A 25,030-nucleotide genomic window follows, 5' to 3' on the forward strand; every position below is an offset into this window, starting at 1 on the left:
GGGAACTCGTCGATCGAGTTCGCTGGCGATCAGCTCCCGAAAAGATCCGTGCGGATTCCGACGAGCTGGTAGCCGGGGTACGCGAGATTGGTGGCGCAGTCGACGAGGATGATGTCGCCTCGCTCGCGATACCGTTCCGCCGTGTTCTGACAGTTCTCGCTCGCCGGAATGACGAGCACGCCGAACGATTGCCAATAGATAGGGCCCTGCGCGGGTGCCGCCGACGCCGTTGCACCGCCCGACAAGGCAATGGCGACTGCTCCGGCGCCGGCGGTTGTGGCTCCGACGAGTGTGCGGGTGAGACGACGAGACATGGTGGACCTCCTGGCTGGACGCACCGTTCGGTCCGTTCACGGTAGACCCGGCCATTCGCCGTGTACAGAGGTCGAGCGACCCACGCACTACATCGTCATGGTGTACCTGACCTCGTTCTTCAGGATCTTTCCGACCTTCGACCGGGGCAGAAGATCCCAGACCTCGATGTTCTTCGGCGCCTTCACACTGCCGATGCGTTCTTTGACGAAGGCGATCAATGCGGCGGGATCCACCTCTTGCCCGGCGCGCAGTTCGACCGCGGCCACCACCCGTTCTCCCCATTTCTCGTCGGGAAGTCCCACCACGGCCGACTCCTTCACTGCAGGGTGAGCGAGCAGAGCCTGCTCGACTTCGGCCGAGTAGACGTTGAAGCCGCCCGTGATGATCATGTCCTTCGCGCGGTCCACGACATAGAGGAAGCCCTCGTCGTCGAGGTATCCGATGTCGCCCGTGTGGTGCCAACCGTGAGCGCACACCTCTGCCGTCGCCGCCGGATTGCCGTGATAGCCGTCCATGACCAGGGGACCGCGCACGACGATCTCGCCACGCTCACCGGTGCCGACGAGGTCGCCCTTCTCGGTCATGATCGCGACCGTGGTCAAGGGTGTCGGACGACCGGCCGAGGTGAGCCGTTCCGTCGCCACCGTGCCGTCCGGACGAAAGTGGTCCGCCGGCGCCAGGGTGGCGATCATGTTGGGCGCCTCGGTCTGTCCGAACAGCTGCCCCAGCACGGGCCCGATGCGCGCGAGCGCTTCCTCGAGCCGCGTCGGCGACATCGGCGCCGCCCCGTACCAGAGGCAGCGGAGAGACGACAGGTCCCGATGATCCAGATCCGGGTGGTCGAGCACGCCGTAGATCACCGTCGGAGGTAGGAACGCATGGGTGATGCGGTGCCGTTCGATCAGCGCCAGGAACTCCCCGATGTCGGGGGCCGCCATGATGACCACCTCGCCGCCGAGACTCAGGATCGGGAACGTCAGCACACCGGCGGAGTGCGTGAGCGGCGCCAGCGCGAGATACCGCGGACGCACACCGAAGGGATAGCTCATCAGCGCGAGCGCCGTCGAGGTCATCATGTTGTCCTCGGTCAGCCGCACCCCTTTCGGCTTTCCCGTGGTGCCGCCCGTTCCCGCCAGCATCGCGAGCCCGCGCGGCGGCCGCCTGTCCGCGTCGAGCTCGCCGCGGTGTTCGGCGAGCCACGACTCGAACGGGATCGACCACTCCGTGTCACCGTCGAGGCAGACCAGTCGCACGAGGTGCGGCAGATCGCCTCGGATCCGGTCGACCAGATCGGTGAATCGGCTCTGGAAGAACAGAGTTCGGCATCCGAAGAGATCGAACAGCTGGCGGTTCTCGTCGGCCTCGTTCCGCGGATTCACCGGGCACCACACCGCGCCGGCGCGCGAGATGCCGAACACGCACGTCAGCGCCAGCGGGTCGTTACCGGACAGGACGGCGACGCGATCGCCGGCCTCGACACCGTCGTGTTGCAGCGCCGCGGCGATCTCGACCGACCGGTCGTACACCTCACCGTAGGTGGAGGTGTCACCCCCGGCCGTGAGGCACGGTGCCCCACGGCCGAGCGAGACGCCCTTGTCCAGGTAGTCGGAGAGTCGCATCTCAGCGGTGCACGGAGACGATCGGGTCCAGGACCAGACCGAACGCCCGCAGCGTGCCGAGCAACTCGCGATGACCGAACGCCTCACAGCTGGAGGCGAATCCGACCTTGCGCGGAGCTCCCTGCAGAAGTGCGGCAGCCCCGTGTGCGTTGAGCAGCGCGGTCTGCTTGTAGTTGCAGTTACCGTGGATGACGCAGTGCGCGCGGCCCAGCGGACCCGATGCGTACACCGAGTCCAGCGAGGTGTTCAGGCGCGGATTCTCCCGGGGCGGCATCTCGCTGCGGATCGCGGACGACTGCTCGTCGATGATGCGGTACTTCTCCTCGTCCGACTTGCCCTCCATCTGTTCGAGCGCGGCGGCCACCAACAGCGGAACCGCCTTCATCAGAGGCGGATTGAAGACACCGCCGAGAGCCTTCGCGGTGGTGACCCGCGGGTCGTTCTTGAACCAGACCGGATGCGACGTGCCGCCCCACGGCAACGCCAGGCCGAGATCGTGCTGACCGGGAACGCTCACGGTGTAGAGCCCGGCGTCGGCGGGCCACTCGACGTACTCGTTCTCCTCCAGGTAGTACGCCTTGGAGAACGCGGCGTTGGTGAGGATGGTGTTGGTCGAGGCGACGGTGGGGTGCCCCTTCCAGAACACCTGGATGTCGAGGCTGTTCAGACCCGGGTTCTCCAGGCAGATGTTCGCGGCGATCTCACCGATGGAGTACATCTGCGCGAGGCCCGGCGTGAGAACCAGTCCCTGCGAGGCGAAGTCGGCGCTGTACTGCGCCTCGGCGTCGATCATCCAGTTCTGCTCGCCGTTGGTGTCGGTGTAGTGCGCACCGATGGCCAGGCAGGCCTGCGCCACCTCGTGGCCGTAGCGGGCGAACGGTCCCACGGTGTTGAGGACCACGGTCGCGCCGCGGAAGGCCTCGGTCAGCGCCTCCACGGTGTGCTCGACCTCGACGATCTCGTGCTCGACGGTGTCGATACCCGGCACGGCACTCACGGCGTCCTTCAGGCGGGCGTGATCGCGGCCGGCGGCCAGGAAGGGAATGTTGTACTCGCGCAGGTACTCACAGATGAGACGACCCGTGTAGCCGGACGCTCCGTAGACGACGACGCGCTTGTCAGTGGGCATGGTTGATCTCCTGGTTCGAAGTGGGGTGGTCGAGAGCCGTGATGGTGGGGCGGCAGGTCACATGCCCATGCCGCCGTCGACGGGGAGCCCCGCGCCGGTGATGAACTTCGCGGCGTCGGACGACAGGAACACCACGGCGTCCGCCATGTCGTCGACCTGGCCGAGTCGACCGAGGGGCGTCAGTTCCACGACGGTCTGCACTGCCGCCTCGACGGACGGGAACAGGCCGAGTTCCGCGGTGTCGACCGCGAGCTTGTTGCCCATCGCGGTCGGGGTCAGTGCCGGATAGATGCAGTTGACGCGCACGCCGTAGCCGAGCTTTCCCGATTCGGCGGCCGCGACCCGGGTCAGTCGGTCGATGCCCGATTTCGTGGCGGAGTAGAGGCTGATTCCGGGGAACGCGATGGTGGCGGCGACCGAGGCGATGTTGACCACCGATCCGCCCTTGCCGGCCTTGCCACCGGGGCGCATCGCGCGGAACGCGTGCTTCACGCCGAGTGCGGTGCCGATGACGTTGACCTGCAGCATCGCGGACGCCGCCTCGGCGTCGAGATCGGCGATGAGACTGGTGACCTCGATACCCGCGTTGTTGACGACGATGTCGAGGCCGCCCAGTGCGCCGATGGTCGACTCGACCGCCGCCTCCCAGGCCGCGTCGTCCGTGACGTCGAGCTGGACGAACTCCGCTTTCGCTCCTGTGGCCCGCAGCGCCTCGACCGTCTCCTGACCACCGGCGGCATTGATGTCGGCGATGGCGACGGACGCTCCTGCCGCCGCGAGAGCCTGCGCCATTCCCGCGCCGAGGCCCTGCGCACCGCCTGTGACCAGTGCCGTTCGTCCGGTCAGGTCGTAACTCGTCATGTCCGCTCTCCTTGTTCGAAGCGTTCTTCGCGTGGGATCACATCCGCTGTTCGATGTGATGCAGGCAACACTAGGGACATGTCTTGACAGTCGTCAAGAAAAATCTTGACGACTGTCAAGAGTTCGTCGATGCGGCGGTATGCTTTCCGGGTGACCCAGACCACCGACCCCCGACTTCGCGTCGAGGAGCGCTCTCGAGACAAGTTCGAGGCGCGTCGCAGCGAGCTCGCACTGGCGACTCTCGCGACGTTGGCGGAACTCGGTTACGCCCGCACCAGCCTCCGCGAGATCGCTCAGAACTCCGAGTACTCGCACGGCGTCCTGCACTACTACTTCTCCAACAAGCTCGATCTCATCGCGCATGCCGTGCGGCAGTACGAGGAGATCTGTGTGACGCGGTACGACGACGTCGTCGCCGGGGCCGAGTCCGCCGAGCAGCTGCGACGCTCGTTCACCGAGACCTTCTTCGGCACCCTGCTCGCCGACGCGGCGATCCACCGCCTCTGGTACGACCTGCGCAATCAGAGCCTGTTCGATTCCTCCTTCCGCGCCGACGTCCTCGAGATCGAGTCCCGGCGCGAGGAGATGATCTGGCGCGTCGTCGCCCGGTACTGCGAACTCGTCGGAGCGGCGCCTGTTCTCACGCCGGCCACCGCCTACATCACCATCGACGGCATCTTCCAGCGCGCCCTGCTGAACCAGATCGCCGAGCGCCACCCCGACGTCGACGAGGGCCGGGCTCAACTCGACGCCGTCTTCGACATGGTGACCGGTGGCGTACCCTCCTCCCACTGACGACCGCGCCGCGGATCCGCTCGGCTATCTCGGCATCGTCCGATTACCCGGTGCCGCACGCGCTTTCCTCCCCGCACTGCTCGGCCGCCTGGCCTTCGCAATGGTCGGACTGGTCATCCTGTTGGCGGTGCAGCGTGCCACCGGATCGTTCGCGGTCGCGGGTTCCGCGACGGGTGCGTTCGGTGTCGCCAATGTGGTGGCGTCACCGTATCGGGCACGTCTCGTCGACCGCATCGGTCAGCGGCGAGCCCTCGTCTCGATGGCCGTCGGATTCGCCACGGCCCTGGGCACTCTGGCCGTTCTGACGTACGTCGATGCCCCGGCCTGGTCCCTGGTGCTCGGCAGTCTGGTCACCGGATTCTTCCCTCCCCCACTCGGTGCCTCGATGCGTGTCGTCTGGAGCTCGCTGACGCCGCCGGGGCCGACCCGCACCCGCGCCTACAGTCTCGATGCCGTGAGCGAGGAGTCGATGTTCACCATCGGTCCCCTCCTCGGCGCCACCCTCGTCACCGCCCTGTCCCCGTCGATCGCACTCGCCGCCACGGGATGCGTCGCCGTCGTCGGCACGGTCGGCATGACCACCAGCCGGCACTCGCGCGGACACGGCCCGCGCACGACAGGGACCACTCCCTCGTCGCGCCCACTCCGCCGGCCCGGCTTCGTCGGTGTCCTGACAGCGATGGCAGGGGTCGGGGCCGTCCTGGGAACCGTGGAGATCGCCGCCACAGCCTTCGCCGCGAAGCAGGGAGCCATCGGATCGGCCGGAACGCTTCTCGCGGCGCTCGGAGCCGGAAGTGTCTGCGGTGGACTGCTGTACGGGCGCCGGAGCTGGGCCGGCTCGCTGACCCGTCGACTTCTGACGACGGTCCTGATGATGGCCGTCCTCACCTCCCTGCTGTCGCTGGTCTCGACCACGGTGCCGCTGCACGTCGGACTGTTCCTGCTGGGCTTCTGCATCGCGCCCGCCCTGGTGACGGGGTACCTGCTGTCCGATCACCTCACCACCGCCGACGTGCGCACCGAGGCGTCGAGCTGGATCAACACCGCGGTGAACGCGGGCGCTGCTCTCGCCTCCGCGGGTATCGGCGTGGTGGTCGACTCCCGTTCTCCCGGTACAGGATTTCTGGTCGGTGGCGCCGCGGCGGCTCTCCTCCTCGTCCTGGCAGCGGTGACGAGGCCGCCCTCGTGACCGTCGTCGCCGTCACCGCCCGGCTCACTCTGCGCACCTTTTCCCCCGAGGACGAGCACCGGCTCGACTTCTACACCGATCCCGAGGTCTGCCGGTACCTCATGCACGAGCCGTGGACGGCGGAGGACGCACGGATCGCAGTGCAGAGACGGTGCGAGCGAACGAGTCTCGACACGGGGGCATTGAATGCTCTGGTCGAGCTGAACGGCCGGGTGATCGGCACCGTCTCCGCGTGGTTCGTCGCCGAGGACACCGTCGAACTCGGGTGGACCTTCGCGCGCGACGTCTCCGGCCACGGCTACGCCACTGAAGCGGTGCAGGCAGTGCTCGACGAGGTACTCGCTCTGGACCGAGTCCGGCGCGTCACCGCGGAGATGGACGCGCGCAACGCAGCCTCCGCACGTCTCGCCCAGCGCGTGGGATTACGCGACGAGGAACTGCGCCTGCAGGACTGCTGGTGCAAGGGTGAGTGGACGGACACGCTCGTGTACTCGCTGAGCCGCTGACCTCGACCGGCCTCCGGCCTTCCCGCTGACCGCACAGGTTCTCGTAGGTGTTGCAGCGTCCGCAGCAACCGGGAACGTCCGCGGGAACCCCGACCCGCGTGCGCCATACTCGAGGAATGGCCGACATCGACTCTCTCCCCGTGGCCGAGTTCGCCTTCCCCGGGCCGCTACGCGATGCCCTCGTGTCGGCGATAGGCGCAGGCCGCAAGACGGCGACCACCTCACTGCGGGTGGAGTATGAGAACGAGCCGCTGCCCCGAGTGGGCGAGCGTCACAGGGTGATCGACTCCGGCGGCGCCACTGCCTGCGTCATCGAGATCACCGATGTACGCGTCAGCGCTCTCGGCGACGTCGACGATACGCATGCCGTCGCGGAGGGTGAGGGTCACGCCGACATCGCCGCATGGCGTGCCGGGCACGAACGCTTCTGGCGATCCGACGAGATGGCGGACACGCTGGCCGGCCTCACCATCGACGACTCGACTCTCGTGGTCCTCGAACGGTTCCGGGTCGTCTGAGCCTTCGGCCTTCCCGCTGAGAAACGGCCGGCCTCCGGCCTTCCCGAGTCACGGCCGGCCTCCGGCCTTCCCGCTGAGAAACGGCCGGCCTCCGGCCTTCCCGCTGGCCTTTCGTGTTCCCGTAGGCGTTGCATCTACCGCGGGAACACGAAACGCCCGCGGGAACACGAGTCACGGCCGTCTTTCCCGCAGGTCACCGCGGAGGAAAGCCACCCGCACGCCCGAGGAACCCCGGCACGTCCTTGCCCAGCGCCGAGCCGAGCCAGGTCGCGGCGTCGACCAGCACGTCCATGCTCACTCCCGTCTCGACGCCGGAGCGGTCGAGCGCGTAGATCAGGTCCTCGGATGCGATGTTCCCGGTGGCGGCGGGTGCGAACGGGCACCCACCGAAGCCGCCGATGCTGGCGTCGAGGGCCTGCGCCCCCGTCTCCAGTGCGGTCAGCGCGTTGGCGTAACCGGTGTTGCGTGTGTTGTGGAAGTGCCAGCGCTGCGGGATGTTCGGAGCGTTCCGGGTGGCGAGCTCCGCCAGGCGACGAACCTGCGCCGGCACTCCCACGCCGATGGTGTCGGCGAGGGCGATCTCGGCCGGTGAGAATTCGGCGATCCGCGCGACGAGTTCGCCGACTCGCACCGGATCCACCTCACCGCTGAACGGGCACCCGAACGATGCGGCGATGGTGACCGTGCCCGGCACCCCCGCAGTACGCGCATCCGTGATGATGTCGTGCGCCGCCGCCACCGCCTCGTCGACGGAGCACCCCTGGTTGCGCTTGCTGAACTCCTCCGTCGCGACGACCACGACGTTGACCTCGTCGACGCCGGACGCCAGAGCGCGGTCGAGTCCACGTCGATTGAGCACCAACCCGATGTACGAGACGGAGCCGTCACGCGGGACGCCTGCCATGACCTCCTCGGCGCCGGCCATCTGCGGCACCCGCTTCGGGTTCACGAAGCTCACCGCCTCGATGCGCGTGGCACCCGAGGCGACGCTGCGCGTGATCAGTTCGATCTTGTCGTCGACGGAGAGGACAGCGTCCTCGTTCTGCAGTCCGTCACGGGGACCCACCTCGACAAGTTGCACCGCAGTCATGGGCCCATCCTGCGCCGACACGCTGTTGTATGCAATAGCGGATCGGAAACGAGAATTTAACGACGATTACCGGGACACGCCATCGTCATGGGCCTACATTGTGAACAATTCACCACCGACCACAGGGAGTCGCATCCATGGCGAGAGCCGTCGACCGCGTCTACGCGCACATCCGCGACAGCATCGTGTCCGGGACGTATGCGCCCGGTGCACGTCTCGGAGAGGTCGAGATCGCCGAACTCACCGAGACCAGCCGGACACCGGTGCGTGAGGCGCTGCGACAGCTCGAGATGGAGGGACTCGTCGAGGTTCTGCCGCATCGCGGGGCTCGGGTGTACCAGTGGACGGCGGACGACCTCGAGGAGATCTACGACCTGAGGATGACGCTCGAGGCCATGGCCGCGGCACGGGCGGCCTCACGTATCGGCGAGAAGGACATCGACCGACTCGCCGAGCTGTGCGACCTCATGGAAACCGCGGCCGGGGAGGGAGCAGATCAACGCCTGGACCTGATGGCGCAACTCAACAAGGAGTTCCACGCCATCGTGCGCACTGCCGCGGCCAGCACCCGCCTCATCTCGATGCTCGGAGCGGTGATCCAGCTGCCGTTGGTGATGCGCACCTTCCATCGCTATGCCCCCGTCGATCTCGCACGCAGTCACGCCCACCATCGCGACCTGGTCGCGGCTCTGCGCGCCGGCGACGAGACGTGGGCGGACTCGGTGATGCGCGCCCACGTCCGCGCCGCCAAACATGTTCTGCTCCAAGCCCTCACGACCGACGAGACGAAGGAGTCCTCATGAGCGAGGCCCCCACCGGCCCACTGTCCGATCTGCGTGTCGTGGAGATGGGTCAGCTTCTCGCCGGCCCCTTCTGCGGACAGTTGCTGGCCGACTTCGGCGCCGAGGTGATCAAACTCGAGCCGCCCGGCACCGGCGATCCGATGCGCCAGTGGGGTCGGGAGAAGCCGCACGGCAAGTCCCTGTGGTGGCCCGTCGTCGCGCGCGGCAAGAAGTCCGTGACCTGCAACCTGCGCAGCGCCGAGGGTCAGGACCTCGCCCGCCGGATCATCGCGGACGCCGACATCGTGGTGGAGAACTTCCGCCCCGGCACGATGGAGCGTTGGGGCCTCGGGTTCGACGCACTCCGGGAGATCAATCCGCGCCTCATCATGGCCAGGGTCACCGGGTACGGCCAGAACGGCCCCTACGCACCGCGGGCGGGCTTCGGGTCCATCGGCGAGGCCATGGGCGGAATCCGCTACGTCACCGGCAATCCCGAGATGCCGCCGTCTCGTACCGGCATCTCCCTCGGTGATTCACTCGCAGCCGTGTTCGCCACGATCGGCGTCCTCACCGCGCTGCATCACCGGGAGAACACCGGACGGGGGCAACTCGTCGACTCGGCCATCTACGAAGCGGTGCTCGCCATGATGGAATCCCTGCTGCCCGAGTGGGAGATCGGCGGGTACCAGCGTGAGCGGACCGGCTCCGTGCTGCCGAACATCGCGCCCAGCAACGTCTATCCCACCCTGGGCGGCGAGATGATCCTCGTCGCGGCCAACCAGGATTCGGTGTTCGGCCGATTGGTCACCGCGATGGACCGGACCGACCTGATCGAGGACGCCCGCTACCGCGACCACGAGGCGCGCGGGAAGAACATGACCGAGCTCGACGACATCGTCGGGGCCTGGACGTCCGCCCTCGACACCGACACCGTGCTCGACCTCCTGCACGAGGCGGGCGTTCCCGCCGGTCGCATCTACACGGCGCGGGACATGTTCGACGATCCGCACTTCGCCGCGCGCGAGGCCATCGTGCGTCTGGCGCACCCGGACTTCGGCGAGATCCCCATGGCGAACGTCGCACCGAAGCTCAGCGACAGTCCCGGCTCGGTCCGGCACGCCGGACCCGAACTGGGAGAACACAACTCCGACATCTACGGACGACTCCTCGGAGTCACGGAATCCGACCGGGCGGCGCTCGCGGAGCGCGGCATCATCTGACCTTCGCTCCTCTCACCCTCACAGCACGGGAGAACACCATGCGTTATCGACTCGGCGTCGACGTCGGCGGCACCTTCACCGACGTCTTGCTTCTCGAGGAGACGACCGGCACCACCTTCAGAGCCAAGACACCGTCCACCCCTGCGGACCAGTCGATCGGTGTGCTCAACGGCATCGCGAAGGTCTGCGCGGAGGCCGAGATCGAGCCGTCGGAGATCGGGCAGGTTCTGCACGGCACCACGGTCGCGACCAACGCCATCCTGCAGGGACGTGGTGCGCGCGTCGGGCTCGTCACCACGGACGGGTTTCGCCAGGTGCTGCAGATCGCGCGCTCCTTCGTCCCGGGCGGGCTCGCGGGGTGGATCATCTGGCCCAAGCCGGAACCGCTCGCGGCGCTCGAGAACACCGTCGAGGTGGTCGGGCGACTGGCTGCCGACGGGTCGGAGATCACTCCTCTCGACGAGGAGCAGGCCCGCGCGCAACTGCGTCGACTGGCCGGTGCGGGCATCGAGGCGCTGACCATCTCGTTGATCAACTCGTATGCGAACGACGCGCACGAGAAGCAGGTCGCGGCCTGGGCGGAGAGCGAACTGCCCGGCATTCCGGTCTCCATCTCGAGCCAGGTGCTTCCCGAGATGCGCGAATACGAGCGCACTCTGACGACGGTGGCCAACAGCTACGTGCAGCCGGAGGTCTCCCGCTACGTGCGGAACCTCGACCGGTCGCTGCAGGAGAAGGGCATCACGGCGCCGCTGTCGATCCTGCGCAGTGACGGTGGCCTGGTGCAGTCGGCCAAGGCGGCCGAGTCACCGGTGTCCCTGCTGCTGTCGGGCCCGGCGGGAGGCGTCACCGGCGCGGTGTGGTTCGCCGAGCAGGCCGGCTACTCCGACTTCCTGACCTTCGACATGGGCGGCACGTCGACGGACGTCGCACTGGTCCTCGGCGGTGAGCCGCGGATCGGTCGTGAGACAAAGGTCGGCGACCTCGCTGTGCGCGCCACCAGTGTGGACGTCCGGACGGTCGGCGCCGGCGGCGGGTCGATCGCCCATGTCCCCGAGCTCACGAAGGCGCTGCGGGTGGGTCCGCAGTCCGCGGGAGCCGACCCCGGGCCCGCGGCCTACGGCAACGGCGGCAGGGAGCCGACGGTGACCGACGCCAACGTCGTGCTGGGGTACCTGCCTGCCGCCCTCGCGGGCGGTGAGGTGAGCCTCGACGTCGACGCGAGCAGGACGGCAGTGGCGACCATCGCCGACGCCATCGGGCTCGGCAGTCCCGAGGAAGCGGCGTCGGGCATCGTCGACATCGTCAACGAGAACATGTTCGGCGCACTCCGACTGGTGAGCGTGCAGCAGGGCTACGACCCCCGCGACTTCGCACTGGTGTCGTTCGGTGGCGCAGGTCCGCTGCACGCCAACGCACTCGGGCGTCTCACCGGCGCGTGGCCTGTCATCGTCCCGCCGTCGCCCGGCGTCCTCTGCGCCTACGGAGACGCCACCACCTGCGTCCGCGACGAGAGCGCTCGCACGATGATCCGTGCGTTCTCCGACACCGACGACGCCGAGCTGCGCACCGCCCTGGCGGAACTCGCGACGTCCGCGGCCGCACGACTGTCGGCCGAGGGCGTGCCCGCGGATCAGCAGACGGCGAAGTACCAGGTGGATCTCCGGTACCAGGGCCAGGGCTTCGAGATCCCCGTGGATCTCGACGCGAGCGCACTCGAGTCCGGCGATCTGCTGTCCACTCTGGGAACGGCATTCGACACCGAGCACGAGCGTCTCTTCTCGTTCCTGTTGAAGAACGAACGCGAGGTCATCAACCTGCGCGTCACGGTCAGCGGGCCGCGACCGGACGTGGCCTTCCAGCCGCTCGAGGAGGGCGGTGCGGATCCGTCGGCCGCACTGGTGTCCACGAACGACGTGTGGATGGACGGCGAGTACGCGAAGGCCGGCATCTACGACCGGGCGAAGTTGCTGGCAGGCAACGTCGTCGAGGGACCCGCCGTGATCACCGAGATGGACTCGACCACGTTGGTCCTCTCCGGTCACGCCGCGACGGTCCATTCCAGCGCCAGCCTTCTCATCGCTCCCCGCTGATCCCCTCTCGCCCGGAACTCATCTCAGGAGACCTGATGGCCACGATCATCGAGACCTCGACCACGCCCTTCACCACGGTTCCCGTGGACCCGATCACGCTCGACATCATCGAGAACGCGCTCCGCAACGCCCGATACGAGATGGACGAGGTGCTCTTCCGTACCGCACTCTCACCCGGTATCCGCGAGCAGCACGACGAGTTCCCGCTCATCGCCGATCCGAGCGGGAAGATGGTCGTCGGGCAGTTCGGTCTGTCCGTGCCCGACTTCCTCGACAATTTCAACGGGACCGTCGGTGAGGGCGACATCCTCCTCACCTCCGATCCGTACGCGTGCGGTGCCGCCATCAGCCACGCCAACGACTGGCTCATCGTGCTGCCGATCTTCCACAGCGGCCGCGTCGTCGGATGGTCGTCGATGTTCGGCCACATGTCCGACGTCGGCGGAAAGACCCCGTCGTCGATGCCCACCGACGCGCACACCATCTTCGAGGAGGGCGTCATCATCCCGCCCTTCAAGCTGTACAGCGAGGGGCAGCTCAACGAGACCGCGCTCGACATCATCCTCAACCAGGTCCGCAAGCCCGACTGGAACAGAGCCGATCTCAACGGGCTCGTCGCCGCGTGTTCGACGGCGTCCCGGCGCATCGTCGAGTTGTGCGACAGATTCGGTGTCGACGTCTACCTGTCCGCCCTCGACGCACTGCTGGACCGCAACTACCAGGCGATGAAGGTGCTGCTCGCGATGCTCTTCGTCGACGGTGAGACCATCGAGTTCAACGACTTCATCTGCGACGACGGATGTGGTTACGGACCTTACGAACTCGCGATCACACTGACCCGGCACGGCGAGAAGATCCACCTCGACTTCAGCAAGGCGGCGCCGCAGGCGGTCGGCCCGATCAACTACTTCATCAACGAGAACCTCGTCCGGATGTTCTTCGGGATCTACGTCATCACCGTGGCGGATCCGCAGATCCTCTGGAACGACGGCTTCTATCCGCTGATCGACGTCACCATTCCCGAGGACTCGTTCTGGAAACCGCGCTATCCCGCGGCGCTCAACGGCCGCAACCACGGCATCGGGCGGGTGTTCGACCTCTTCGGTGGGCTCCTGGGCAAGAACAATCCCGACATCCTCAACGCCGCCGGGTTCTCGTCGTCACCCCACTTCATGTACTCGGGCCACTACGACGGCGGACCGCGGGACGGTGAGTGGTTCCAGCTGTACTCCATCGGTTTCGGTGGCATCCCCGGCCGACCGATGGGTGACGGTCCGGACGGACATTCGCTGTGGCCGTCGTTCGTCAACATCCCCTGCGAGTACCTGGAGTCGTACTACCCGCTGCGCATCGAGCGGTGGGAGACGGTCACCGACACGGGCGGCGCCGGTCTGCATCGCGGCGGCAACGGCGTGGACGTGGCCTACTACTTCGAGGAGCCGGGCACCATCGCGATCCACGATGATCGCTGGCTCACCTATCCGTGGGGTGTGAACGGCGGCAAACCCGGTGCACGCGGACGCAAGTGGCTGATCCGCGCGTCGGGTGAGACGGAGATCCTCCCCAGCAAGATTCACGACGTCGAGGTGTCGCGGGGCGATGTGCTGCACTTCGTGACGTGGGGTGGCGGCGGCTGGGGCGACCCGCTGACGCGCGATCCCGAGCTGGTGGCGCTCGAGGTGCGTCGCGGCCTCGTCAGCGCCGACGGCGCTCTGACCGGCTACGGCGTCGTCTGCGACGCGGACGGTGTCATCGATGCCGACGCATCCGCGGGCCGACGCGAGAGCATGGCAGCCGAGCGGGGCGAGATCGAGGTGTTCGACAAGGGTCCGACCCTCGAGGTCATCCTCGAACGGTGCGAGGAGGAGACCGGTCTGCCGGCGCCACGTCCGCCCGTCAACGTGCGGAAGGCGGTGCGCGCGTGACGGACACGCTCGGGTCGTATCGCGAGTCGGGTTTCGCCGGCGATCTCGGACCGGGGCGCAGCGCGGCGGTACTGGTGGTCGACGTCGTGCAGGCGTACCTCGTCGACGGGTCGCCCCTGCGCGCTCCCGTGGAGGACGCCGTCGCCGCTGCCGCGACTCTCGTCGCGGCAGCCCGCGACGCCGGGGTACCGGTCGTCTTCACTCGCGTGAGCTATCAGGCCGGCGGCGCCGACGGTGGGCTGTTCATGCGGAAGATCCCGGCGCTGAGCGTGTTCGAGGAGGGCTCGGAGCTCGGCGACTTCCCGTCGGCCCCGCGGCCCGCCGCGGGCGAGACCGTCGTGACGAAGCAGTACGCGAGTGCCTTCTTCGGCACGTCGCTCGCCGCGACCCTCACCGCACGCGGTATCGACACCCTCTACATCTGCGGCCTGACCACCAGTGGCTGCATCCGCGCCAGCGCCACCGACGCTCTGCAACACGGATTCCGGCCACTCGTGGTCGCGGACGCATGTGGTGATCGGGAGGCGGGGATGCACGAGTCGAACCTGCTCGACCTGCGTGCGAAGTACGCGGACGTTCTCACCCTCGACGAGGCGGTGGGGCACTGGGGACGGTCAGACGACGAGAGCGGTGCGTAACGAGGACGACGGCCCGGAGTCCTGGAACGCGCGACCGACGTCGGCCAGTGGGAGACACGGACCCACGAGGTCCGCGAGCAGCGTGGCGGCGGGTGTTCGTGCCAGGAAGGCGACCGCTTCCACGAGGTCGTCTCGTCGGTAGTTGTGGCTTCCCACCACGGTGATCAGTTCGCGCACCAGGCGTTCGGGATCGACGGACACGGGAGACGTCGGGAACACCGACCCGACCAGCGAGACTCGCCCGGCCATCGAGACGACGTCCAGTGCGGCACGCACCGACGACGGTGCCCCGGACATCTCGAACACGGCGTCGGCCCCGTTCGTCGCCGCGGCGTCCGCCAGATGTTCCGGGGCGCATCCGACGTCCGCGCCGAGCTCGCGTGCTGCCGCTCGTCGGTCCGCATCGGGATCGCACGCGACGATCGACGCGGCACCCCGGTCGCGGGCGTAGGCGATCGCCGTCAGGCCGAGCATCCCGCACCCGAGCACGACGACACGGTCACCCTCCCCCAGACCGACCCGACGGGCCGCATTGACGACGGTCGCGGTCGCACAGCCCGCCGGTGCGGCGAGTGCGGCGGGAAGGCGCTCGGGTACCACCACGGTGCCGGTTCCGGACACCAGATGAACGTGGGACGCGAAGCCGCCGTTCAACATCCATGTCTCGGTCATGCGCTCGTGTCCGTACTTACGTCCGTTCCGACACTTCTGCGGCACTCCGCCCGCACAGGGCCGGCACGCGCCGCATGCGGTCCCCACCGTCCAGACGATGCGGTCCCCGACGGCGACGCCGGCATCGCCGCGCACCTCGATCACGCGCCCGACCGACTCGTGGCCCAGCACCGTGGGCACCGGCGTTCGGCGATTCCCAGCGACGGTGTGGCGGTCGCTTCCGCACACGGTCGACATCTCCACCTCGACCAGAACGTCCCCGGGATCCAGTTCCGGCCGGGGCAGTTCGCGTATGGAGAATCCGTCACCCGACCAGACCGCGGCGATCGGAGTCACGCGCCCAACCGCTTGCGCACGGCGCCGCTCAGCAGATCGACGGCCACGACGAGGACCAGGACCATGAGGATGTACGTCATCATCTCGTCGAAGCGGAACAGTGAGATGGACTGATTGATCAGGAAGCCGATACCGCCGGCACCGACCAGTCCGAGCACGAGCGACGAACGGACGTTGACGTCCAAGCGGTACAGCAGAAGTCCCACGAACTGGGGAACGACGGTGGGGAGCACCACGTGCACCGCCACCTGGCTGCTCGATGCGCCGGAGACCCGCAGCGCGTCGATCGGGCCCTCGTCCATCTCCTCCATCGCCTCGGACCACAGCTTCGCCATCACTCCCGTGTTGTGCAGAATGATCGCGAGTACGCCCGCGAACGGACCGAGACCGACGGCGGTGACGAAGATCAGAGCGAACACGATGTCCGGCACGGCCCGCAGGAACGACATCACTCCCCGCGAGGCCTGGTAGACGACAGCGTTGCGGTTGGTGGTGCGCGCACCGAGCACCGCCAGTGCGACCGAGAACGGAATCGAGAACGTCGTCCCGACGAGTCCGATCGCCAGGGTCACCAGGCATGCCTCGATTCCGGGGCGCACCACCGTCGACCACGTGAAGTCCGGCGGCACAGCTGATTCGAGGAAGCGGACTATCCCTTCCCACCCACCGAGGAGTGCGGACACCGAGACATCGGTCTCCTCGACGGCCCAGGCGTGGAGCAAGATCAGTCCGACGACGACGGCAGCGGTGGCGAGCACCACCAGTCGGCGGCGGGGACGCGGCGGGACGGCCAGACGCCGGACAGTGAGGGTGGTCATCGATCCGAGTCCTTCTCGTCGAGTGCGATGGCGCCGGACCCGTACAGTGCCGCGACCGTGTCGTCGTCGAGGTCGTAGGCGGCGCAGGAGAATCCGACGCGACCCTGGTCCATTCCGACGATGCGATGACAGTGGCGGCGGGCGAGATCCGGTTGATGCAGGACGGCCGCGACAGCGATGCCGTCGGACGCGAGAGAGCGCAGGAGTTCCATGACCTGCATCGCCGACGCCGGATCCAACGCGGACACAGGCTCATCCGCCAGCAGCACAGGAGCGCGCTGGCACAGCGCGCGAGCGATGGCCACACGTTGCTGCTGGCCGCCGGACAGTCGATCGGCCCTGTCGTGGGCACGGTCGGCGAGACCCACTCGATCGAGACAGCCCATCGCCTCCTCCCGGAGCTCACGACCGAAGGCGAACGTCGACCACGATCGTCGCAGCGACAACCGCCCCAACGCGCCGGCGCAGACGTTGTCGAGCACTGATCGCCGCCCGACCAGGTGGATCTGCTGGAACACCATCGACGCGGTCGCGTCTCCCACGATGGTGACCGTTCCCGCGTCCATCTCGGTGAGACCGACGATGCACCGCAGCAGTGTGGACTTCCCGGATCCGTTGGAACCCAGGATGCCCACGACCTCGCCCGAGTGCACGTCGAGATCGATGCCGTGCAACACGGTCCGGTCACCGAACGAGGATCTGACGCCGCGCACCGTCAGTGCGGCAGCGCCGCCGGAACCCGCGGCGGCAGGCGGCACTGTCACCGCCGGCGCCGATGTCGAGGTGGGCGCGCTCATCCCGCGTCCTCGGACGTCAGACCCAGCGTCGTTGCGAGATCGAACAGCGGCTGATACGTGCTCTTGTCGACCGGGAGGAGTTGTCCTGCGGGTTCGACGTCGAGGAGTGCTCCGGCCTCGGCGACCGCATCGGCGGGCAGATCGAGCAACGCGTCCGCGACCGCCTTCTGGAATTCCTCACTCGTGCCGCCGGCGACCGTGATGGGGTCGTTCGGAATCGGATCGGATGCCCAGACCTGCCGGAATTGCGAGGTGTCGAACTGGCCCTCGCCCGTGGACGTCGCCAACTGCTGGGAGTTGATCTCCGCTGCGTCGACCTTGCCGTTCGCCAGGGCGAGGAGGGCCTCCGGATGACCACCCGCGTAGGTGATCGAGACGTCGGAATCCTGCATGCCAGTGTCGCGCAGCGCCATCCGCGGAAGCGCATCACCCGAGGTCGACCCCGGCTCGGACAACGCGAGACTGCGGCCACGCAGATCCTCGATCGACTGGATGTCGGAGTCCTTCGGAACCCAGACGCCGGCCGTGTAGGTCGACAACACCCCGTCGGCGGTTCCGAACGACGCCAGCGGCCGCGCATCCGCCTCCTGGCTGGCGAAGACGTACCCGAGCGGACCGAAGACTCCCAGCTCGAGCTGCCCGTTGCGCATCGCGAGCACCTCCGCCGAGTAGTTGTCCACCACGGTCACCTCGACCGGGCAGTTCAGCTTCTCCGACAGGGCTTCTCCGACCACCTGGAAGGCCGGGGTGAGTTTCGCCGGATCCTCGAAAGGCTCCACGCCGAAGCGGATGGTGCCACCGGGGCAGGTCGGTGACGCATCCACCGCGTCACCACCCGAACCGCAGGCGCCGAGAGCGAGAGTGGTGACCGCGGCCGTGATGACGGCGGCGGTCGAACGGGACACGCGCATGGGAAGGTCTCCTGGTCTGGGGGAAGCGTGGGTACGAGCGGGACGGGGTCAGAAGGAGTCGAGAACGGTCGGCGCCAGGCCGAATGCCGTGGTCATGCCGATGCCCGAGGTCACGGACACCACGCGTACGGCGGGCAACGGTGCAGCGGTGAGGAAGTCGGTGTCCGGACTACTGGCGTAGACACCCCGCCACCGCCGCAGGACGGTGAGGGGAGCGCCGAACAGGCGCGCGCCCTCACGGAGAAGAAGCTCGGCGTCCAACTCGTCGTCGAACGGGCTGTGTGTCCGGGCATGGTGGTGGGTGTCGCCGAGGACGACGGCGCCGTCCGGACGTTGGGTGAGCATGAGATTCATGACCACGTCGAGAAGTTCGGGCGAGTCCTCGGCGATCCGTCGCCGAACGAGTGCGGCGGACGGCATCGCCGACAGTCCGGCGTATCTCAGCATGGACAGGCCGGTCAGCACTGCCGGCTCGATCACGACACCGCCGGGTGCGGACACCTCCAGCATCTGAAGACGGCAGCGCTCCATTCCGATGCCCACCGCGATGTTAGGGAACAGTCGATCCACGTCGTGTCCGACGGCGTGAACCACTGCGTCGCAAACGATCTCGCCGTGTGGAGTGTGTATGGTCGCGCCGGCACCGCTCGACTCGATCGCCGTGACGTGCGTCGCCCAGCGGAACTGCACTCCCTCCGCGGCGAGCCAGGAGGCGAGGGCGGGAATCGCTTCACGAGGATCGACTCGAAGATCGTGAGTGAACCGCGCGGCACCGGTGACGCCGGGGCGGTCGAAGGGCCCGGCGCAGACACCCATGTCGACCTGCTCGGTCCCGCGTTCGGCAACGAACTCCTCGAGCACCGCGAGTTCGTCCGCCCCGCGAGCCACCACGAGCGTTCCGCACTCGCGGACTCCGAACCCGGCCTTGCTTCCCAGCGTCAGCCACCTCTCGCGCGCAGCGAGAGCGTAGGTCAGCGCGTCCCCTGCCTGTGCCGTCGTGCAGATGTGTCCGAAGTTCTGGATCGACGCCCCCACCGCGCGATCGTCTCGTTCGACGACCACGACCGACAGTCCCCGGAGCACCGCTTCCGCAGCGTGCGCCAATCCGACGATGCCGGCTCCGACGATGACGATGTCGGCACGGGACGGTGGAGGTGTCGATGGTTCTCGGGTCTCGGTCACGGCGACGACGTTGCTCCCCGAGCCCGGCTCGGTCAAGGAGTTCCCGCAACTTGTACATACATGTTTACCGACCGTTCATCCAGTTCATGGGTCCGTAGTCGTGGGCGATGCGGCATAGTCGTCATCGGTACGACCAGTTGTCCAGTCAGGTCGCCCATACCCCGATCCACCGGAGGGTGCGCACGATGTCTCTACCTCTGCACGGCCGTGTCGCCGATGCGCTGCGCGGTCAGATCACCGACGGAACGTTGCCCGTCGGTGCGCCGCTCCCGTCCGAGGCGCGCCTGTGCGCGCTGTTCGACGCGTCGCGGGGCACGGTCCGCGCCGCCCTCGCCGCACTCCGCCACGAGGGGCTCATCGCCGGCGGTCGCGGTCGTCCTCCCGTCGTGTGCGCGACCGCCGTCGCGCAACCGTTCGAGACGTTCATGTCCTTCACCGCCTGGGCCGACTCCATCGGCAGGGTTCCCGGCCAGCGCACCCTCGAGGTGGCACGCCGGGCCGCCGGACCCGTCGCCGCGGCCGCGCTCGGTCTCGATGCCGGCACCGTGGTCATCGACGTCCTGCGCCTGCGAACCCTCGACGGGGCACCCGCTCTTCTCGAGCGATCCAGTTTCGTGGAATCGGTCGGCCGCAGACTGTTCGACTTCGATCCCGATTCCGGGTCCATCTACGCCTACCTGATCGGCGAGGGGGTGGACCTGCACGGCGGCCGACACACCATCGACGCCGTGTCCGCCACCGACGTCGACGCCGCCCATCTCGACACCGATCCCGGAGCACCACTTCTCCGCGAGCGGCGCCGGGCGACGGACAGCTCGGGCACCCCCCTCGAGTACGCGGACGACCGGTATCGGCCGGACCGCGTCGCCTTCACCATCGACAACACGCAGTCCGCCGTGCACGGCGCGGCTCACGACCTACGCATCGTCAAGGAGAGCTCATGACAGCCCGCTCGTTCGACCTCGCCTGCCTCGACATGGCCGGCACCACCGTGGACGAGGGCGGGCTGGTGTACACCGTGCTCGCCGCGGCCGTGTCCGACGCGACGAACAGTTCCGTGTCCAACGAGCTTCTGTCCCGATGGAAGGGAACCGGAAAGCGCGAGGCCATCGTCGGTCTGCTCGACGGCCTCGGAGCGTCGACCGACGACCGGCACGTGGACGTCGTGTTCGACGACTTCACGACACGACTGACCGAGGCCTACCGGGAGACTCCCCCGTCGCCCGTCCCGGGTGTGCCCGACGCCCTACGGCAGTTGCGCGAGCGCGGAGTGAAAGTAGGGCTGCAGACCGGTTATTCGGCAGGGATCACGAAGGCGATCCTGGACGGGCTGGGGTGGACCGTCGGTACCGACCCCCGAGACACGGTCGACGCCGTGATCACCTCCGACACGGTGCCGGCGAGTCGCCCCGCTCCCTATCTGATCTTCCGGTGCATGGAGGCGACCGGCGTGGTCGACGTGCGCCGGGTGCTCGTCGCCGGTGACACCCCGAACGACGTTCTGGCAGGCCACCATGCGGGCGCCGGGTTCGTCGTCGGAGTGCTGAGTGGGTCGTTCGACGCCGCCGCTCTGTCCGCTGCGACGCACGTGCTGCCCAGCGTGGTCGGCGCAGTGGACCTGCTCTAGGCCGCTGCGGCAAATCACATCCACGGCACTTGTCGTTGCCACCACGGCATCGATCGCGGTCGCTCCGATCCGACTGTCGCCGAGCGTGAGCGAGTAGGGGAACCGTGCGACGACGCGCACGGGCATCGGGTCACCGTGGACCGGGCATACCGCCGCTCAGCACCGCCGCAAGGCTCGATCCCGTGGGATACCGACTGATCCACACCGCCTGGGCTGCGTGGTAGACGTCGGGCTTCCCGCCCCACACACTCGTCGCCACGGCGTTGTGCTCGTCGAGTTCGTGGTGCCACGATCCGCGCGCTCGGTCGACGTAGCAGTCGGCTGCGTGATCCCACCACGCGCGATAGTCGTTCTCGTACTGCCCTTCTCCGGTCCACCGCAGCAGGGTCGCGGCGGCGGCGATCGCCTCGCACAGCACCCAGTGCAATCGCTGGGTCACGACGGGCCGGCCCGTCCAGTCGGTCGTGTAGACGAAGCCGGGCGTCGACCCTTCCTGCCATCCGTCGGCAGCGGCGCGCCGATACAGCGATCGAGCGACGTCCACGTGGTCGTGGCCGCGCGCGCTGGTGGCCACGAGGGAGACCTGCAGCATCAGGCGCGACCACTCGAAACCGTGACCGACCGTCGCACCGTAGGGCTTGAACTGATCGGCCGGACTGTCGGAGTTGTACTCCAGCAGCGGTTCCCACTCGGTGGTGAAGTGTTCGGGGATGCGCCAGTCGTTGGCCTCGGACCACTCGATGACGCTGTCGCAGATGCGAGCGGCCCGCTCGCGCCACACCGTGGGGGCGCCGGCGTCCACTGCCGCGAGCATCGCCTCCACCATGTGCATGTTCGCGTTGATCCCGCGATAGTCGTCCAGTTCCGACCAGTCGGCGTTCCAGGTGTCCACGCACATGCCACTGCGGTCGTCCCAGAACCGGGCATCGACGACGGCGAGTGCCTCGGCGAGCAGTGCAGGTCCGCGAGGGTGACCCGCCGCGGTGGCCGTCGACGCCGCGAGAACGACGAAGGCGTGCGTGTAGGCCGATTTGGTCGCGTCGTCGGTCGACTCGACCCAGCCGTCGTGTCGGTCGTCGCGCAGCACCGTCAGGAGTCCGTCGAACAGTCGGTCGGCTCTGCGGCGAGAGCCCGGATGCCCGAGCAGCGCACCGTGGTACTGCACGTGCACCATGCGCGCGGTGATCCAGGTGAACACCGGCCGCGTCAGATCCGGCTCGCCCGTGTCGTCGAGCCACGCCGCGCCTCCCGACGGGTGATCGAGAGTGCGGCCGAAGTCGAGCAACCGGGCGGATTCGCCGTCGAGCCACGACCTGTGGGACGGAAGCGTCGGCCAGGAGGGACCCGCAGGCATCTCGTTCGAGGACACCGCGTCACCCTACGAGACCGTCGGCGCCTCCCGGCTCGGAACAGCGGCACCGGTGCTGACATGATCGGGTCCCGCATCGAACAGGAGTCCCTCTGATGGCAGCACCCACGCGCGTCCACGTCACCCACACGTTCACGTCCGCACCGGATGTCGTGTTCGCAGCCCTGTCGGAGCACGAGAACCTCGGCCCCCTGTTCGGAGCGAAGATCACGCGTGTTCGTGACGGAGACAGCTCGCGCAACGGTGTCGGCTCCACCCGCGCACTGAAGCTCGGCCCGCTGCCCGCCTTCCACGAGACGACGATCGTCTCCGAACCGAACACCCTCATCGAGTACAAGATCACCAAGGGCTCACCGCTGCGCGGACACTGGGGCACCCAGCGCCTGACCCCGACGACCGACGGCGGCACCGCTCTCGACTACACCATCGGGTTCGACGCGCCCGTTCCCGGCTTGGCTCTCGTGGTCGCGAAGGTTCTCACCTCGACCATCTCCGCCAAGATCGGCAACCTCGTTCCCTGACGAGGGTCAGAAGGTCTCGTTCCAGTCGCGAGCGAACATGAATGCACCGGCGGTGCCCCAGCAGGTCACGCCGAAGTCGACGTCGGACGAGCACACCACTCCGGACGTCGAGAGAACCTCGCCGTACTCGAGCACTCGAGGTGCCGGGCTCGTGTAGATGCCCTGCGTGGTGCACAGATGGTGTGAGCCGGCATCGTCGACACGGACCGCGTACTTGTCGTTCGGCGCATTTGTGCACATCGGGCCGTCGACCGGCTGCACACTCGTCACCGCTTGGCATCCGACCTGGCCCGCGGGTGAGCCACCGGCCCAGATCCCGCACTGCACGTTTCCGCTGGGCGTCGTGAAGTTCGTCAGGCCAGGGGCGGTCTGGAACAGGGCCGGGTCGACCGTTCCCGACTCGGGGCTCGGACGCGGCTGATTCCAGGGAAACAGGTCGGACACCTCCTCCGGGGTTCGCCGCGGCGGGGTGGCAGTGGACTCTCCCGACACCTCCGCACCGGGTGGAGGAGGCGTCGCAGTCTCCACCGCCGGTGTCGTGGTGGTCGGCTCCACCGTCGACGTGGCCACCGTGGTCCCCGCATCCGTCGCGGAATCCCCGCCGGAACACCCCATCAGAGCCGACGCACACAGTGCAGCGATCGGAACGACGAACGTCCGCATCGCCGTCATCGGGCCGGCACCTCGAAAGTGGGGCTCGGCGTGTGCGGGGTGTTCGTCCTGAACGTGACAGTGACCGGTCCTGCACCCGTGTCGATGTCGAGATAGGGGTTGGTCACGTTGGGGCCCTGGAAACGCCAGCTCGCCACTCGGTGTTCGGCGGTACCGCGAGCGCCGGTGTCGTGATTGTGCCAGTCCGCGTACATGGTCACGTAGCACTCGTAGTCGGCCAGCCCCACCCACGCGGGGCTGTACAGATGGGTCGTGAAGTCAGCGTGAATCTCGTCAGGGGTGTAGCCGCTGGTCACTCTGACATCGACCGTTCCGGCGAGGCACTGGGGAACCTCGGCGAGGGTGTGGATGCGCTGCTCCGGTGAGAAGTACATCGGTTGCGCACCGGCGTTCACGGTGCCACCCGCCGTGACGACTGCCGTCAGGGCGCCGGTGACGACGAGTGCGCGAGTGCTGATCGGATGCTTTTTCATGACCCTCCTCGAGTGGACTGCACGGCCCGTCGAACGTAACACTTTCCAGCACGGAAAGTGTTAGTGTTTCCGTCATGGAAAGCCATCAGTCACCAGATGATGCTCGCGCCCTGCTGAGTGAGATCCATGCCGACCGAGTCGTTCTCGCCGACCGTCTCGTGGCGCCGACATGGTTCTATCCGACCTTCGCGGCACTGACCGCCCTGTACGTCGGTACACCGTCGCTGCCCGACGGCCACGTGCGTTCGGTGTCGACGTCCGTTCTGGTCGCGGCCGCGATCGTGACGACGGTGCTCTATCCCCGCCTGACGGGGGTACGCCCGTCAGGCGTGGATGCCGTCGGGTGGTCTGTTCTCGGTGGGCTGCTGGTGACCGTGCTCGGATCGTTGGGCGTCTCCTACGGTCTGGTGGCATCTCTGTCCGCGTGGTGGGTCCTCGTGCCACAGGCGCTGTGTTTCGTGCTCGTGCTGTTCGGCGGCCGCCTGTTCGACCGCGAGTATCGCCGCCATCTGCACGCAGACGACGTCCGACGCCCGTCCGGCCGGGCGCACTCCGGACCACGGTCGTGACCGAGGATCGAGGCCCCGAACCACGATTCGATGCCGTCATCCACGCACCGGTCCGGCTGCGCATCTGCGGGCTTCTACGCCGAGTCGACGAGATCGATTTCGCCATCATCCGCGACACCCTCGAGATCAGCGATGCGTCTCTGTCCAAACATCTCCGAGCTCTGTCGGACGAGGGCTACGTGTCGACGAAGAAGACGACGTCACTCTCCCGCGGCGACTCGCGACTGGTGACGTGGGTCGAGCTGACCCGGGTCGGTCGCGATGCTTTCGACTCTCACATCGCAGAACTCGGACTCATCGCGCACGGTCGCCCGGAACAGTCGACGGCTCGGCAACCACTGTCGACGAGACTTCCCCACTTCGGACCGACACCCGAATTCGGCTGACGACCGCACGGCGC

The 25,030-nt window shown here is 67.7% G+C and carries 27 protein-coding genes; 14 read left to right on the plus strand and 13 right to left on the minus strand.

Annotated elements, in window-relative coordinates:
* Window positions 1-29: 29 nt before the first annotated feature.
* From J4E04_RS20600 to J4E04_RS20615, 4 genes are all read right to left on the minus strand, one after another.
* The gene (locus tag J4E04_RS20600) at window positions 30-314 is read right to left on the minus strand and encodes a hypothetical protein (protein WP_490149502.1); all 285 of its coding nucleotides are present in this window, start codon (window positions 312-314) and stop codon (window positions 30-32) included.
* Window positions 315-401: 87 nt separating this feature from the next.
* A complete protein-coding gene (locus tag J4E04_RS20605) occupies window positions 402-1,934 on the minus strand; it encodes an AMP-binding protein (RefSeq protein WP_490149503.1) in 1,533 nt (510 codons plus the stop codon).
* 1 nt (window position 1,935) lies between these two features.
* On the minus strand, window positions 1,936-3,063 hold the full coding sequence (locus tag J4E04_RS20610; protein ID WP_056443486.1) for a DUF5938 domain-containing protein: 1,128 nt from the start codon (window positions 3,061-3,063) through the stop codon (window positions 1,936-1,938).
* A 57-nt stretch (window positions 3,064-3,120) separates the two neighbouring features.
* Window positions 3,121-3,924, minus strand: a complete 804-nt coding sequence (locus J4E04_RS20615) for an SDR family NAD(P)-dependent oxidoreductase (protein ID WP_042574244.1) — start codon at window positions 3,922-3,924, stop codon at window positions 3,121-3,123.
* Window positions 3,925-4,074: 150 nt separating this feature from the next.
* On the opposite strand from J4E04_RS20615, the gene J4E04_RS20620 reads away from it, so the two are divergent.
* From J4E04_RS20620 to J4E04_RS20635, 4 genes are all read left to right on the plus strand, one after another.
* Entirely contained in the window at window positions 4,075-4,719 is a 645-nt protein-coding gene (locus J4E04_RS20620) for a TetR/AcrR family transcriptional regulator (RefSeq protein ID WP_027506507.1), read from the plus strand.
* A complete protein-coding gene (locus J4E04_RS20625; protein WP_328813752.1) occupies window positions 4,697-5,908 on the plus strand; it encodes an MFS transporter in 1,212 nt (403 codons plus the stop codon). Before J4E04_RS20620 ends, J4E04_RS20625 begins: the two co-directional genes overlap by 23 nt.
* Window positions 5,905-6,414, plus strand: coding sequence for a GNAT family N-acetyltransferase (locus tag J4E04_RS20630; protein ID WP_490149504.1), 510 nt, complete (start codon window positions 5,905-5,907; stop codon window positions 6,412-6,414). The genes J4E04_RS20625 and J4E04_RS20630 overlap by 4 nt, the downstream gene beginning before the upstream one ends.
* Window positions 6,415-6,530: 116 nt before the next feature.
* The gene (locus J4E04_RS20635) at window positions 6,531-6,932 is read left to right on the plus strand and encodes an ASCH domain-containing protein (protein ID WP_490149505.1); all 402 of its coding nucleotides are present in this window, start codon (window positions 6,531-6,533) and stop codon (window positions 6,930-6,932) included.
* Window positions 6,933-7,125: 193 nt separating this feature from the next.
* On the opposite strand, the gene J4E04_RS20640 is transcribed toward J4E04_RS20635, so the two are convergent.
* A complete protein-coding gene (locus J4E04_RS20640) occupies window positions 7,126-8,022 on the minus strand; it encodes a hydroxymethylglutaryl-CoA lyase (protein ID WP_490149506.1) in 897 nt (298 codons plus the stop codon).
* A gap of 137 nt (window positions 8,023-8,159) precedes the next feature.
* On the opposite strand from J4E04_RS20640, the gene J4E04_RS20645 reads away from it, so the two are divergent.
* The 5 genes from J4E04_RS20645 to J4E04_RS20665 are packed head-to-tail and all read left to right on the plus strand — an operon-like array spanning window position 8,160 to window position 14,683.
* Window positions 8,160-8,825: a GntR family transcriptional regulator gene (locus J4E04_RS20645; RefSeq protein ID WP_490149507.1), complete on the plus strand. Its 666-nt coding sequence runs from the start codon at window positions 8,160-8,162 to the stop codon at window positions 8,823-8,825.
* Window positions 8,822-10,027, plus strand: a complete 1,206-nt coding sequence (locus J4E04_RS20650) for a CaiB/BaiF CoA transferase family protein (protein ID WP_056443476.1) — start codon at window positions 8,822-8,824, stop codon at window positions 10,025-10,027. Before J4E04_RS20645 ends, J4E04_RS20650 begins: the two co-directional genes overlap by 4 nt.
* A 38-nt stretch (window positions 10,028-10,065) precedes the next feature.
* Window positions 10,066-12,120: a hydantoinase/oxoprolinase family protein gene (locus tag J4E04_RS20655; RefSeq protein WP_490149508.1), complete on the plus strand. Its 2,055-nt coding sequence runs from the start codon at window positions 10,066-10,068 to the stop codon at window positions 12,118-12,120.
* A gap of 35 nt (window positions 12,121-12,155) precedes the next feature.
* Window positions 12,156-14,045, plus strand: a complete 1,890-nt coding sequence (locus J4E04_RS20660) for a hydantoinase B/oxoprolinase family protein (RefSeq protein WP_222650640.1) — start codon at window positions 12,156-12,158, stop codon at window positions 14,043-14,045.
* A complete protein-coding gene (locus J4E04_RS20665; protein ID WP_490149509.1) occupies window positions 14,042-14,683 on the plus strand; it encodes an isochorismatase family protein in 642 nt (213 codons plus the stop codon). Before J4E04_RS20660 ends, J4E04_RS20665 begins: the two co-directional genes overlap by 4 nt.
* Here the strand turns inward: J4E04_RS20665 and J4E04_RS20670 are convergent.
* Genes J4E04_RS20670 through J4E04_RS20690 form a run of 5 tightly spaced genes read right to left on the minus strand, consistent with a single transcriptional unit; the run spans window position 14,660 to window position 19,399 of the window.
* The gene (locus tag J4E04_RS20670; protein WP_490149510.1) at window positions 14,660-15,691 is read right to left on the minus strand and encodes a zinc-binding dehydrogenase; all 1,032 of its coding nucleotides are present in this window, start codon (window positions 15,689-15,691) and stop codon (window positions 14,660-14,662) included. The genes J4E04_RS20665 and J4E04_RS20670 overlap by 24 nt on opposite strands.
* A complete protein-coding gene (gene phnE, locus J4E04_RS20675) occupies window positions 15,688-16,509 on the minus strand; it encodes a phosphonate ABC transporter, permease protein PhnE (protein WP_490149511.1) in 822 nt (273 codons plus the stop codon). The genes J4E04_RS20670 and phnE overlap by 4 nt, the downstream gene beginning before the upstream one ends.
* Entirely contained in the window at window positions 16,506-17,306 is an 801-nt protein-coding gene (locus J4E04_RS20680) for a phosphonate ABC transporter ATP-binding protein (protein WP_490149512.1), read from the minus strand. Before J4E04_RS20680 ends, phnE begins: the two co-directional genes overlap by 4 nt.
* Entirely contained in the window at window positions 17,303-18,217 is a 915-nt protein-coding gene (locus J4E04_RS20685) for a phosphate/phosphite/phosphonate ABC transporter substrate-binding protein (protein ID WP_490149513.1), read from the minus strand. Before J4E04_RS20685 ends, J4E04_RS20680 begins: the two co-directional genes overlap by 4 nt.
* Window positions 18,218-18,265: 48 nt before the next feature.
* Window positions 18,266-19,399 carry a TIGR03364 family FAD-dependent oxidoreductase gene (locus J4E04_RS20690; RefSeq protein ID WP_490149514.1) on the minus strand — a complete coding sequence of 378 codons (1,134 nt, stop codon included), beginning with the start codon at window positions 19,397-19,399 and terminating at the stop codon, window positions 18,266-18,268.
* A gap of 185 nt (window positions 19,400-19,584) precedes the next feature.
* On the opposite strand from J4E04_RS20690, the gene J4E04_RS20695 reads away from it, so the two are divergent.
* Window positions 19,585-20,343 (plus strand): GntR family transcriptional regulator, encoded by a 759-nt coding sequence (locus J4E04_RS20695; RefSeq protein WP_490149515.1) that lies wholly within the window; start codon window positions 19,585-19,587, stop codon window positions 20,341-20,343.
* On the plus strand, window positions 20,340-21,026 hold the full coding sequence (locus tag J4E04_RS20700) for a phosphonatase-like hydrolase (protein WP_490149516.1): 687 nt from the start codon (window positions 20,340-20,342) through the stop codon (window positions 21,024-21,026). The genes J4E04_RS20695 and J4E04_RS20700 overlap by 4 nt, the downstream gene beginning before the upstream one ends.
* A 130-nt stretch (window positions 21,027-21,156) precedes the next feature.
* Here J4E04_RS20700 and J4E04_RS20705 read toward each other — a convergent pair whose 3' ends face one another.
* Window positions 21,157-22,395 carry an AGE family epimerase/isomerase gene (locus J4E04_RS20705; RefSeq protein ID WP_490149517.1) on the minus strand — a complete coding sequence of 413 codons (1,239 nt, stop codon included), beginning with the start codon at window positions 22,393-22,395 and terminating at the stop codon, window positions 21,157-21,159.
* Between the two features lie 95 nt (window positions 22,396-22,490).
* Between J4E04_RS20705 and J4E04_RS20710 the strand changes: the two genes are divergently transcribed.
* On the plus strand, window positions 22,491-22,916 hold the full coding sequence (locus tag J4E04_RS20710) for an SRPBCC family protein (protein ID WP_037186314.1): 426 nt from the start codon (window positions 22,491-22,493) through the stop codon (window positions 22,914-22,916).
* Window positions 22,917-22,922: 6 nt separating this feature from the next.
* Here the strand turns inward: J4E04_RS20710 and J4E04_RS20715 are convergent, their stop codons facing one another.
* The gene (locus J4E04_RS20715) at window positions 22,923-23,588 is read right to left on the minus strand and encodes a hypothetical protein (RefSeq protein ID WP_490149518.1); all 666 of its coding nucleotides are present in this window, start codon (window positions 23,586-23,588) and stop codon (window positions 22,923-22,925) included.
* Window positions 23,585-24,061: a hypothetical protein gene (locus tag J4E04_RS20720; protein WP_490149519.1), complete on the minus strand. Its 477-nt coding sequence runs from the start codon at window positions 24,059-24,061 to the stop codon at window positions 23,585-23,587. Before J4E04_RS20720 ends, J4E04_RS20715 begins: the two co-directional genes overlap by 4 nt.
* Window positions 24,062-24,135: 74 nt before the next feature.
* Here J4E04_RS20720 and J4E04_RS20725 point away from each other — a divergent pair, with 74 nt between their 5' ends.
* Together J4E04_RS20725 and J4E04_RS20730 are read left to right on the plus strand one after the other, a co-directional pair.
* A complete protein-coding gene (locus tag J4E04_RS20725; protein ID WP_490149520.1) occupies window positions 24,136-24,630 on the plus strand; it encodes a hypothetical protein in 495 nt (164 codons plus the stop codon).
* A complete protein-coding gene (locus J4E04_RS20730; protein WP_222650631.1) occupies window positions 24,627-25,016 on the plus strand; it encodes a transcriptional regulator in 390 nt (129 codons plus the stop codon). Before J4E04_RS20725 ends, J4E04_RS20730 begins: the two co-directional genes overlap by 4 nt.
* The last annotated feature ends 14 nt before the right edge of the window (window positions 25,017-25,030 follow it).

Source organism: Rhodococcus sp. NFXS4 (genome assembly GCF_058139645.1).

Coding starts and splice junctions, on each gene's coding strand:
- J4E04_RS20600 (WP_490149502.1), bottom strand. CDS start 314: ATGTCTCGTCGTCTCACCCGCACACTCGTCGGAGCCACAACCGCCGGC.
- J4E04_RS20605 (WP_490149503.1), bottom strand. CDS start 1,934: ATGCGACTCTCCGACTACCTGGACAAGGGCGTCTCGCTCGGCCGTGGG.
- J4E04_RS20610 (WP_056443486.1), bottom strand. CDS start 3,063: ATGCCCACTGACAAGCGCGTCGTCGTCTACGGAGCGTCCGGCTACACG.
- J4E04_RS20615 (WP_042574244.1), bottom strand. CDS start 3,924: ATGACGAGTTACGACCTGACCGGACGAACGGCACTGGTCACAGGCGGT.
- J4E04_RS20635 (WP_490149505.1), top strand. CDS start 6,531: ATGGCCGACATCGACTCTCTCCCCGTGGCCGAGTTCGCCTTCCCCGGG.
- J4E04_RS20640 (WP_490149506.1), bottom strand. CDS start 8,022: ATGACTGCGGTGCAACTTGTCGAGGTGGGTCCCCGTGACGGACTGCAG.
- J4E04_RS20645 (WP_490149507.1), top strand. CDS start 8,160: ATGGCGAGAGCCGTCGACCGCGTCTACGCGCACATCCGCGACAGCATC.
- J4E04_RS20650 (WP_056443476.1), top strand. CDS start 8,822: ATGAGCGAGGCCCCCACCGGCCCACTGTCCGATCTGCGTGTCGTGGAG.
- J4E04_RS20655 (WP_490149508.1), top strand. CDS start 10,066: ATGCGTTATCGACTCGGCGTCGACGTCGGCGGCACCTTCACCGACGTC.
- J4E04_RS20660 (WP_222650640.1), top strand. CDS start 12,156: ATGGCCACGATCATCGAGACCTCGACCACGCCCTTCACCACGGTTCCC.
- phnE (WP_490149511.1), bottom strand. CDS start 16,509: ATGACCACCCTCACTGTCCGGCGTCTGGCCGTCCCGCCGCGTCCCCGC.
- J4E04_RS20680 (WP_490149512.1), bottom strand. CDS start 17,306: ATGAGCGCGCCCACCTCGACATCGGCGCCGGCGGTGACAGTGCCGCCT.
- J4E04_RS20685 (WP_490149513.1), bottom strand. CDS start 18,217: ATGCGCGTGTCCCGTTCGACCGCCGCCGTCATCACGGCCGCGGTCACC.
- J4E04_RS20695 (WP_490149515.1), top strand. CDS start 19,585: ATGTCTCTACCTCTGCACGGCCGTGTCGCCGATGCGCTGCGCGGTCAG.
- J4E04_RS20700 (WP_490149516.1), top strand. CDS start 20,340: ATGACAGCCCGCTCGTTCGACCTCGCCTGCCTCGACATGGCCGGCACC.
- J4E04_RS20710 (WP_037186314.1), top strand. CDS start 22,491: ATGGCAGCACCCACGCGCGTCCACGTCACCCACACGTTCACGTCCGCA.
- J4E04_RS20715 (WP_490149518.1), bottom strand. CDS start 23,588: ATGACGGCGATGCGGACGTTCGTCGTTCCGATCGCTGCACTGTGTGCG.
- J4E04_RS20720 (WP_490149519.1), bottom strand. CDS start 24,061: ATGAAAAAGCATCCGATCAGCACTCGCGCACTCGTCGTCACCGGCGCC.
- J4E04_RS20725 (WP_490149520.1), top strand. CDS start 24,136: ATGGAAAGCCATCAGTCACCAGATGATGCTCGCGCCCTGCTGAGTGAG.